The sequence below is a fragment of the Pseudomonas sp. LAM2023 genome (assembly GCF_016620375.1).
GTDB classification, from domain to species: domain Bacteria; phylum Pseudomonadota; class Gammaproteobacteria; order Pseudomonadales; family Pseudomonadaceae; genus Aquipseudomonas; species Aquipseudomonas anuradhapurensis.
In genome coordinates this window covers 1-7,702 of the sequence record NZ_JAENHV010000020.1, presented here as the reverse complement: position 1 = coordinate 7,702, position 7,702 = coordinate 1, and the positions used below count along the sequence as shown (strand labels likewise).

General features: G+C 49.1%; 10 protein-coding genes and 2 pseudogenes. All 12 read left to right on the top strand.

Annotated elements, in window-relative coordinates; all coding sequences use genetic code 11:
* Positions 1-763: pseudogene (locus tag JKP78_RS12560) on the top strand (hypothetical protein); the annotation flags it as partial.
* Complete coding sequence (locus tag JKP78_RS12555) at positions 763-1,221, top strand: hypothetical protein (protein ID WP_200626772.1); 459 nt, start codon at positions 763-765, stop codon at positions 1,219-1,221. The pseudogene JKP78_RS12560 and the gene JKP78_RS12555, both read left to right, overlap by 1 nt.
* Before the next feature lie 195 nt (positions 1,222-1,416).
* The gene (locus JKP78_RS12550) at positions 1,417-1,773 is read left to right on the top strand and encodes a hypothetical protein (protein WP_200626771.1); all 357 of its coding nucleotides are present in this window, start codon (positions 1,417-1,419) and stop codon (positions 1,771-1,773) included.
* On the top strand, positions 1,773-2,168 hold the full coding sequence (locus JKP78_RS12545) for a hypothetical protein (RefSeq protein WP_200626770.1): 396 nt from the start codon (positions 1,773-1,775) through the stop codon (positions 2,166-2,168). The genes JKP78_RS12550 and JKP78_RS12545 overlap by 1 nt, the downstream gene beginning before the upstream one ends.
* 629 nt (positions 2,169-2,797) lie before the next feature.
* Positions 2,798-3,181: a hypothetical protein gene (locus JKP78_RS25450; RefSeq protein WP_200626769.1), complete on the top strand. Its 384-nt coding sequence runs from the start codon at positions 2,798-2,800 to the stop codon at positions 3,179-3,181.
* Positions 3,166-3,555: pseudogene (locus JKP78_RS12535) on the top strand (IS66 family transposase); the annotation flags it as partial. The gene JKP78_RS25450 and the pseudogene JKP78_RS12535, both read left to right, overlap by 16 nt.
* A 156-nt stretch (positions 3,556-3,711) precedes the next feature.
* Positions 3,712-4,149 carry a hypothetical protein gene (locus JKP78_RS25090; protein WP_234454607.1) on the top strand — a complete coding sequence of 146 codons (438 nt, stop codon included), beginning with the start codon at positions 3,712-3,714 and terminating at the stop codon, positions 4,147-4,149.
* Between the two features lie 963 nt (positions 4,150-5,112).
* The gene (locus tag JKP78_RS25085) at positions 5,113-5,547 is read left to right on the top strand and encodes a hypothetical protein (RefSeq protein ID WP_234454606.1); all 435 of its coding nucleotides are present in this window, start codon (positions 5,113-5,115) and stop codon (positions 5,545-5,547) included.
* A gap of 194 nt (positions 5,548-5,741) precedes the next feature.
* Complete coding sequence (locus tag JKP78_RS12520) at positions 5,742-5,999, top strand: hypothetical protein (RefSeq protein WP_200626768.1); 258 nt, start codon at positions 5,742-5,744, stop codon at positions 5,997-5,999.
* Positions 6,000-6,196: 197 nt separating this feature from the next.
* Positions 6,197-6,556 (top strand): hypothetical protein, encoded by a 360-nt coding sequence (locus tag JKP78_RS12515; RefSeq protein ID WP_200626767.1) that lies wholly within the window; start codon positions 6,197-6,199, stop codon positions 6,554-6,556.
* A 377-nt stretch (positions 6,557-6,933) separates the two neighbouring features.
* Complete coding sequence (locus JKP78_RS25080) at positions 6,934-7,230, top strand: DUF2247 family protein (protein WP_234454605.1); 297 nt, start codon at positions 6,934-6,936, stop codon at positions 7,228-7,230.
* A gap of 192 nt (positions 7,231-7,422) precedes the next feature.
* Positions 7,423-7,702, top strand: a 280-nt coding sequence (locus JKP78_RS12505; RefSeq protein ID WP_200626766.1) for a hypothetical protein, incomplete at its 3' end; no start/stop codon positions are given.

Sequence of the window (7,702 nt, the reverse complement as noted above, 5' to 3'; positions counted from 1 at the left end):
GATGATGAGGGGGGTAGTGGACGCGCAGAAGAGCGACGCCGACGCGAGCTTCCTTGATGTCTATGCGCTGTCGGGCAGCGACTGGTCGCCTATGGGCGTTGTTGCCAATCGGTATGTGAAGGCGATCAGAGAGAGTGAGCTGTTTGCGGAGTGGAGAGGGCAAGGGTTAAGTGAGGAGGCAATCATTGAGCGGGCACGTCAGGATGGCTTGCTCGGCTCGACTTTGTCGCCGGTGGATGTGCCAGGGATCATCAGCCTTGTCGATAAAGGTGCTTCGCGGGATGATGTAGTAAAATTTGCGGCGGTGCTGATACTAGGCAAAGCTATCAGCGGTGCAAAAGGGAACCTGCCTTCCAAAACTGCAGTTCAAGAGCTTGAGGTAGACTCTTATCAAAATCTGAAAGCGAGAGAAGTGGTGGGTGATGGTCTAGAACATGACCATATTCCTTCATTTGCTGCGTTGCGTACGGCAAAGGAAGCTGAATTAGGCCGCCCTCTTACTGATGTGGAAACGAAGGCCCTTTATCAAAATGCGACTGCTGTAGAGGTTCCACGAGATGTACATGTTGCAGGTCCTACGTACGGCGGAAAAAATACGCCAGCTCAAATTCAGAAAGATGCGGCAGACCTTTGCGGTGCAGTTTGTCGTGATACAGCTGCGTTGCGAGCTAATTTAACGAGCCGAGGCTACGACTCAAAGCTTGTGGATGAAACCGTTAAAAAAATTGTGGAAAGAAATCGTCAGACAGGGGTTATTGAATAATGAATGCTTGGTCGGATTTTGTTCGAGCTCTTGGTCAAGGCGAGGAAGAGCCGATAGTGACGGAGGTGTGTCACAGGGTTGGAGAGCTTCCGATCATTTTAGAAACCCCAGACAGTTATAATGATTCGGTGGGGAAAACCAAGTTTTATAAATTTTTTGAGTCAGGTTTGGAATTTGGGTTTCGCGCGGGAAAATTAAACCATATTCATTTTTTTGTACAAGCTCATGAGGGGTATTCTGCGTATAGAGGGGATATGCTTGGTCGCGTGGCTCAGGCGTGGAGTGAACAAGAGGTTCTTCAAGAGCTAGGTCGTGCCGATAAAGGGGGGCAAGGTAGGCTTGATATGTTAATCGGCTATGTGCATCCGTGGGTGAAGTACGAGTTTGGGATGCATGCTTTGCGTATGGAATTTTCTAAAGATGGTAATTTGTGGAAGGCAACTCTAATGTCTGCTTGATGGAGTGAGCATAAGGGGTGGTTGAAATTTGCTTGATATTCAATTGGTGCAAAAGGAACTGCTACGGCTGGTGCGCAAGCAGCCTCTACACTTCCGAAGAACTTTAACGAGTCAGTTCTCGGTCATAACACCCAGATCGGCGTGCGAAACAGTAAGGCGGGTACGACTTCTGGTGCCCACAACAATGATGCATTCATGGAGTCGGTTGAGATAACCGGTGCGAAGATTTCCAACAAGATCACAGATAGTCGTTTCCCAGGGGTTGTTGAATACAGCTATCAGTTGCCTAGAACTAATACAAAGGGTGAATTGATTGGTGGGTATAAACCGCTGTCCACGAAAACAACTTACGATTCAAAAGTACTGTCGGACAGTAAGGTGGCTGATATGTCTAGTCGTGCGGCAGTCCAGGCTGAGTCTGTTTTCCAAACTAATCCAGCCTTGAGAGAGGCTAGTATTAAAATTGATGGTTATTACTTCCAGGTGACACGTAATAGCAAGACTGGAGAAATAACAAACTCCTTCATCACTATGCCGCCCAGGACAAAATGATGGCTATTTTATCTTGGCTTGAAACGCTCAAGAAATCATTCGCTTCCACCGGTCTGGATTATGAAGACCTCTACGAGCTAATAGAGGCATCTATAGAGAGGGGGAGGACCAATTTTCCGGCGTTTATCTATGAGGCTTCGAAGGGTTTCGGCTTCTCTGTGGGCGAAGGGTATTTCTATTCTCTTGATCAGGATTGGGATGATCCTGAAGAATTTAATGAGGTTAGTTTCTTTTTGGGGGAGGTGGAGACCTCAAGTATTCCTGTATTCGATTATGTTTTTTTAATGAAAATTGCGGCCGATGTTTACTCTGCGTTCTTCCCTGAAGAGAGGGGTAGTGTTTTAAATTCGGCTAAAAGATTAGAAGAGCGTTACTCAAAGAAATCCCCGGTCTAGCCGGGGCTATATATTTTACTCAGCAGTAATTTAGCCATGCGCTGTCGGGCAGCGACTGGTCGCCAATAGGCGTTGTTGCCAATCCGTATGTGAAGGCTATTAGAGCTAGCGAGCTGATTGCGGAATGGAGAGGGCAAGGGTTAAGTGAGGAGGAAATCAATGAGCGGGCACGTCAGGATGGCTTGCTCGGCTCGACTTTGGCGCCGGTGGATGTGCCAGGGATCATCAGCCTTGTCGATAAAGGTGCTTCGCGGGATGATGTAGTAAAATTTGCGGCGGTGCTGATACTAGGCAAAGCTACCAGCGGTGCAAAAGCTAGCGTGGATGCGCCTAAGGGGGGGCTACTTATCGGCCGGCAGATAGCGACCAATTCAAAAAGATTCTGACTTCGTATTACGGTGCGGATAAAACTGGCAGCAGGGTCGGAAACGGTGGATTGGCTGACGCTGTGCGTTATGAGAAAGCTACAGGTGACATGTTGTCTCCTGCTGGGTATGAGCAAAAAGCCATCGAGGTCAGGAATAGACTAAGCGATCTAGTTCGTAATGCTGACAATCAACCACCCGGCAAATACCCTTACAGTCAGCGGGATATTGATTTTGCTAAACAGCTAATAAAGGATATCGACAATGCTCTTGGCCGATGAGTACTTCAGAAAATTTGTTCTGTGGTTGGCTTCTTTACCCTTCTGTTCCGCTGAAGCTCTGGAGGCTTCATTAGAAGAGTTGGGCGGGGTGGGTGGCATCGTTGAGAACTCATACTATATATCTGCGTACGAGTTTTTAGGTTGCACTCTGGTGCAGAAAAATTCATTTGAATGCATACTGGAGTTTCTTCGGGGTTTTGAGTTGGAGTTAAGTGAAAATCCTGAGTATCTGTACTATTTTGTTGAGTCTATAGTCGACCATTCTCTGGTTCGTGGTGATGATCTCGAGACGTTAATAAGTGCGGCGCCTGACAACTACAAAACATTCTTGCGTAGACGGTTTTTGCCGAGGTCCTCGATCAGTTGAAAAGTTGGCTCGACAAGACGCACTCGCAAATCACGCCGCAAAGCGTACTGGGTAAGGCGGTGCATTACCTGGCAAACAACTGGAACCGCCTGGAACGGTATGTCGAGGCGGGCCATCTGCCGATCGACAACAACCTGGCGGAGCGGGCGATAAAGCCATTTTTCATCGGGCGCAAGGCGTAGCTTTTCAGTGATACGGCCATGGGCGCGACGGCCAGTGCGCAGATCTACAGCCTTGTCGAGACTGCGAAGGTCAACGGCCAAGAGCCCTATACGTGGCTGCGCCACGTACTGGAGCGGTTGCCGCAGGCCTCATTGGTAGAAGACTTCGAGGCGTTGCTGCCGTGGAACTGCTCACCAGAGATGCCACGGTAAACCTGAGGCCCATCTGGCGGTAGGTGGGGTTCATGGATCGCTTACGATGGCTGGGCACAGCGAAGTTTTTGATGTCGGCAAAGGGCTTATTGGCTCTGGAAGTCAAAATTTTGTGGCTACCGTGCTGCTAAGCTAGGGCAGGTTGCCGAGTCGCTGATGAAGCGAGAAAGCGCGGCGCGAGCGGCTGCACAAGGGGCAGGGACAGGAAAGGCGCCATACACCTCGACTGTCTCGACGGATGCTGAAACTGGCATGCCGTATACCCACCCGGAGAAGGATGCTGGCGCAAAGGCAACAGGTGTGGCTGGAGACAGTGCTGGTGCTATGCGCCGGCTGGACTACGAAGCAGCGCCCTATAAAGGGAAAGTTGATAATGCCGTTAAGAGTCGTGCCCCGATTAATGGGCAGGATGCACTGGATAGTTCAATCCAAGTTAAGACTACGTCCCCTCGCCGAGTCGTAATTGATTACGAGTCGAAAGAGTTTGTGGTTTTTGATAAGACTTTGGATACGACTTATCACGGCCATGTCCGCTCTTGGAAAGACTTGCATCCAGATATGCAAAAAAGCCTTGCAACAGACTGGAATGGCTGATCGCAAAGGCAACATTTTTGTTGGCGGAAAGCAATGATGAACTATCAGGACTCCCAACGAATGAGTAAGCAAGCTGCTGAGAAAGCCTTTGCCTCGACTGAGGTTAAGCGTATTTGTGAGGCATTGGTGTCCATTGCGTTTTATGAGTCAGATTGGAAGTGGGTGCAGAGCAAATGATTAGAGTTTCTCAGCAACGAAAATCCCGAAATTAGAGGGCTTGCGGCAACTTGCCTTGGGCATATAGCAAGAATTCATCGCCAGCTTGAGAAAGAGAAGGTGCTCAATGCCCTTCTGGTCATCTAGATGAGCCTGCTATCTCAGGGCAGGTTGAGGATGCTCTGGATGACATTGATATGTTCTTGCAGTGACCAGCTATGCATTGCCCCATGATTGGGGAAATGCCGTCCTAACTGGTCCCACTCGGCCGGCAGCAGCCGATTTGCATCATCGACGCATCATGTCTGCCTCACGCCGGTGAACTGCTTCTTTTGTGCTATCGGGCTGCCGAGTTATCAGCCATCTGTTACTGTCTCTCAGCTATTGGGCGGCTATCTTTGTTCTACTTCTCGGCTACCGCTGCCAGCGGTCGGGCCGCTGGCAAAGGGTTTGATCCTCTGGCCGATGCTTGCTCTTAAATCGGTGCGGTTTTCGCGGTGTTTGGCTGCCCTTAAACCCCAGTCTGTTGGCGATATACCATACGCACCTTGCCGGTGCGGCCAAAGTCCCGAATCCACTGGGGTGCAGCGTGTAGTTAGAGGCGACTAAAGACTGCCCTGCAGACCGCGTATTTATTGGGCAGGCGGGAAGGAACGCCGCGGAAAACAACGCGCTTAGCGATATTGCTGAGGCATTGGCGGCAGGCAAGACACCGGAGGTGGTGGCCGAGAGCATGTCAAGGCAGAAAACGAACGCTACAAGCAGCAGAACTGCGCTGGGTTAAGCTCGGATGCCTGCTCGGTCAAGATGTACAAGGAGCGGCGGGAACACCTAAAAGATACACTGTCGACGGGGGCTGATTTTGTACCTGTAATTGGTGATATAAAGAGCTATGCGGAAGCGGAGAGCGCGCTGGATTATCTCGCCGCAACCATAGGTGTCGTCCCGGGTGTAGGGGATGCTTCGGGCAAGGCGATTAAAGCGGTTGAAACAGCGCTAAAGAAAGGGAACCTTGCTGAAGCGTCTCGGCTGATTAATGAGACCAGTCAGTACGTAGCGTCTGGTGCAAAAGCTACTGAACCATTGAAAGCGTTGCCGGCACCTCGGCAAATCGATGCATCTTGGAGCTCTAACACCTATAAGCACGGTGGACTGATGACGGGTATTGAACATGTCTTCTATCGCCATGGCCCTGGTCCGGATTCTCTAATACAAATAAGTTTGCTGCTGGTACATCTCTAAAAGATGTATCGAGCTATGTGGATAGCGCTTTGAGGTACGGGAAGGTAACTCCCAATGGTCCGGGTGGATATGTAGTTGAGCACAACATTGGCAAAATCATTGGCGTAGATGTTTCTGGGAAACCAACCAGTACTCTGAAAATAAATGTTCGGGATGGGGTAATAAACACGGCCTTCCCCAAATGAGAACGCACCATGAAAAATGACTTGCTTAGTAATTTTCTGGAACAGGAGCTTAGCGACTCCGTAAGAGAGGCGCTTGCAGCCGCTGTAAGAGACGCTATAAATTCAGCGGCGCACGTGGCTATAAGAAGTTTTGAGTTTAACTGTTTTGATGTTGTCTTGGACTTTGAGTGTGGTACGGCTACTTTAGGAGATGTATTATCTTCAGGGGCTGGCAGTGAGCAAGTGATTCCGCTGCCATTTTTTCTAGAGGCGTGCGGCTTGAGCTAATGGTTCAAAAGAATCTGTCACTGAAAAAAGCAGCTTTGCCAGCGGGCTGTTGTGAAGGTTCGTCAGCCGGGCGGGCTTTGCTGAAACTGCGAGACTGCCGGATATATATCGGCGAATCATCAATACCAATTACTGGCAGAAGTCTTGGCTGCGGATGGCAAGCTGTATCTCGGAACTCCTATTGAGCAGGTAGACTAATGTTTGATTTTCTAAAGCTTATCTTATCCTTTCTCCCGCTTTGCATTAAAAATGTTAAGTGGGATGGTGATTCCTTGGTTCTCTCTGGCGACAATTGGGGTTTTGTAAGTGGTAGTGCTTGGAGAGTATCCCAAGGTAAAGAGCTTTTGTTTGCATGTTGGGATGATCAAGCAGGCATGCGCATAGAAGAATTGATAGGTCTTCCAGTTGTTAATATGTCCTGGATTACGAGTGGTCAGCCTATTGATCCGTCACTTATTCTTTCCGACGGCAGAAGGTTAGATGTGTTCTGTTCATCTTCTTCTGAGCCTTGGGTTATGACTCTTCCGGATGGCAGTATTTATGTTGGAAATTCATAGGTGCAAAAGTAACAGTTGCTCCTGATGGATAGCGCGGGTTTAATGACATAATTGATAACTATGCTGGTGATGCAGCTAGATTTGAGATACCAACCAAAGGTCCAGGTGGCGAGGTGGTTAGGGTGTCAGAGTTACGATAAATTGAAGGCAGCAATAACGGAATTAGTGGGGTTTTTGAATGGATTGTTGATCAAGGTAATGTGACTCATCGACGCTTTATTCCTGGTGGCAAAGTAAATGGTCTGCCCAACCAAGTTCCTAAAAAATAACGGGAGGGGTGATGACTTCACTTGGTGTATTGATTAGTTTGGGTTTGGTTTGTTGATCAACCATTTATTGGGGATTTAGGAAGCGCTGGGTAGGTCGAGAAGAAATTTTTGAATTTGCTTTTAAATGGTTGTGAAAGCGAGCAGGTTGCCATCATTGCTGGTGGTGAATATTTAAGCGATGAAGAAATTCTTGAGATTGTCTCAAGACAAATGGAGATGACGAATTGTGCTGCCGAAATCGATAAGTGGCGCTTAGCTTTTCTACTTTGTATTGATGTGTCGAATGATAGTGATGAAAATAAAATAAATAGGCTTCAAGAGGTCTATGCAGAATTTGATTATCCGGAAGATATGGCTTTTTATAGTATTACTCTCAAGATGGTATTGACCCGCTTGTGGCAATGAATCAAGTTTTGGCAGCACTAAGCGAGAGGTTTTGCTCCCGTAATTTGATGGTGCAAAAGCAACTGGCGAAGTAGTGCCTGTCGCGCCTGTTGTTTCTTCCGGTAAGTCCCGGACAGGTGTTGTATGGGCAAGCAAGGCGACGGTCAAGTCCTATCAGGACAAACTGGTTGTTAGCGACGCTTGCAGCGAATCATGGGCAAGCACGGCACCAGCGGTGACTACCAGCGCGTGACCCTTGTCGTGACAGCGGCACTGCAAGGGTTGGCGGGCAGTGATATCGGTTCTGCGTTGGCAGGTGCATCGGCACCATACCTCGCGCAGGTAATCAAGAAATCCACTGGCGACAATAAAGTACTCAACGTCATGGCCCATGCGGTTTTGGGTGCCGTTGTCGCCCAGGCGCAGGGCAACTCGGCGGCGGCCGGTGCAGCGGGTGCGGCCGGCGGCGAGCTGGTTGCCCGCCTGATCACTC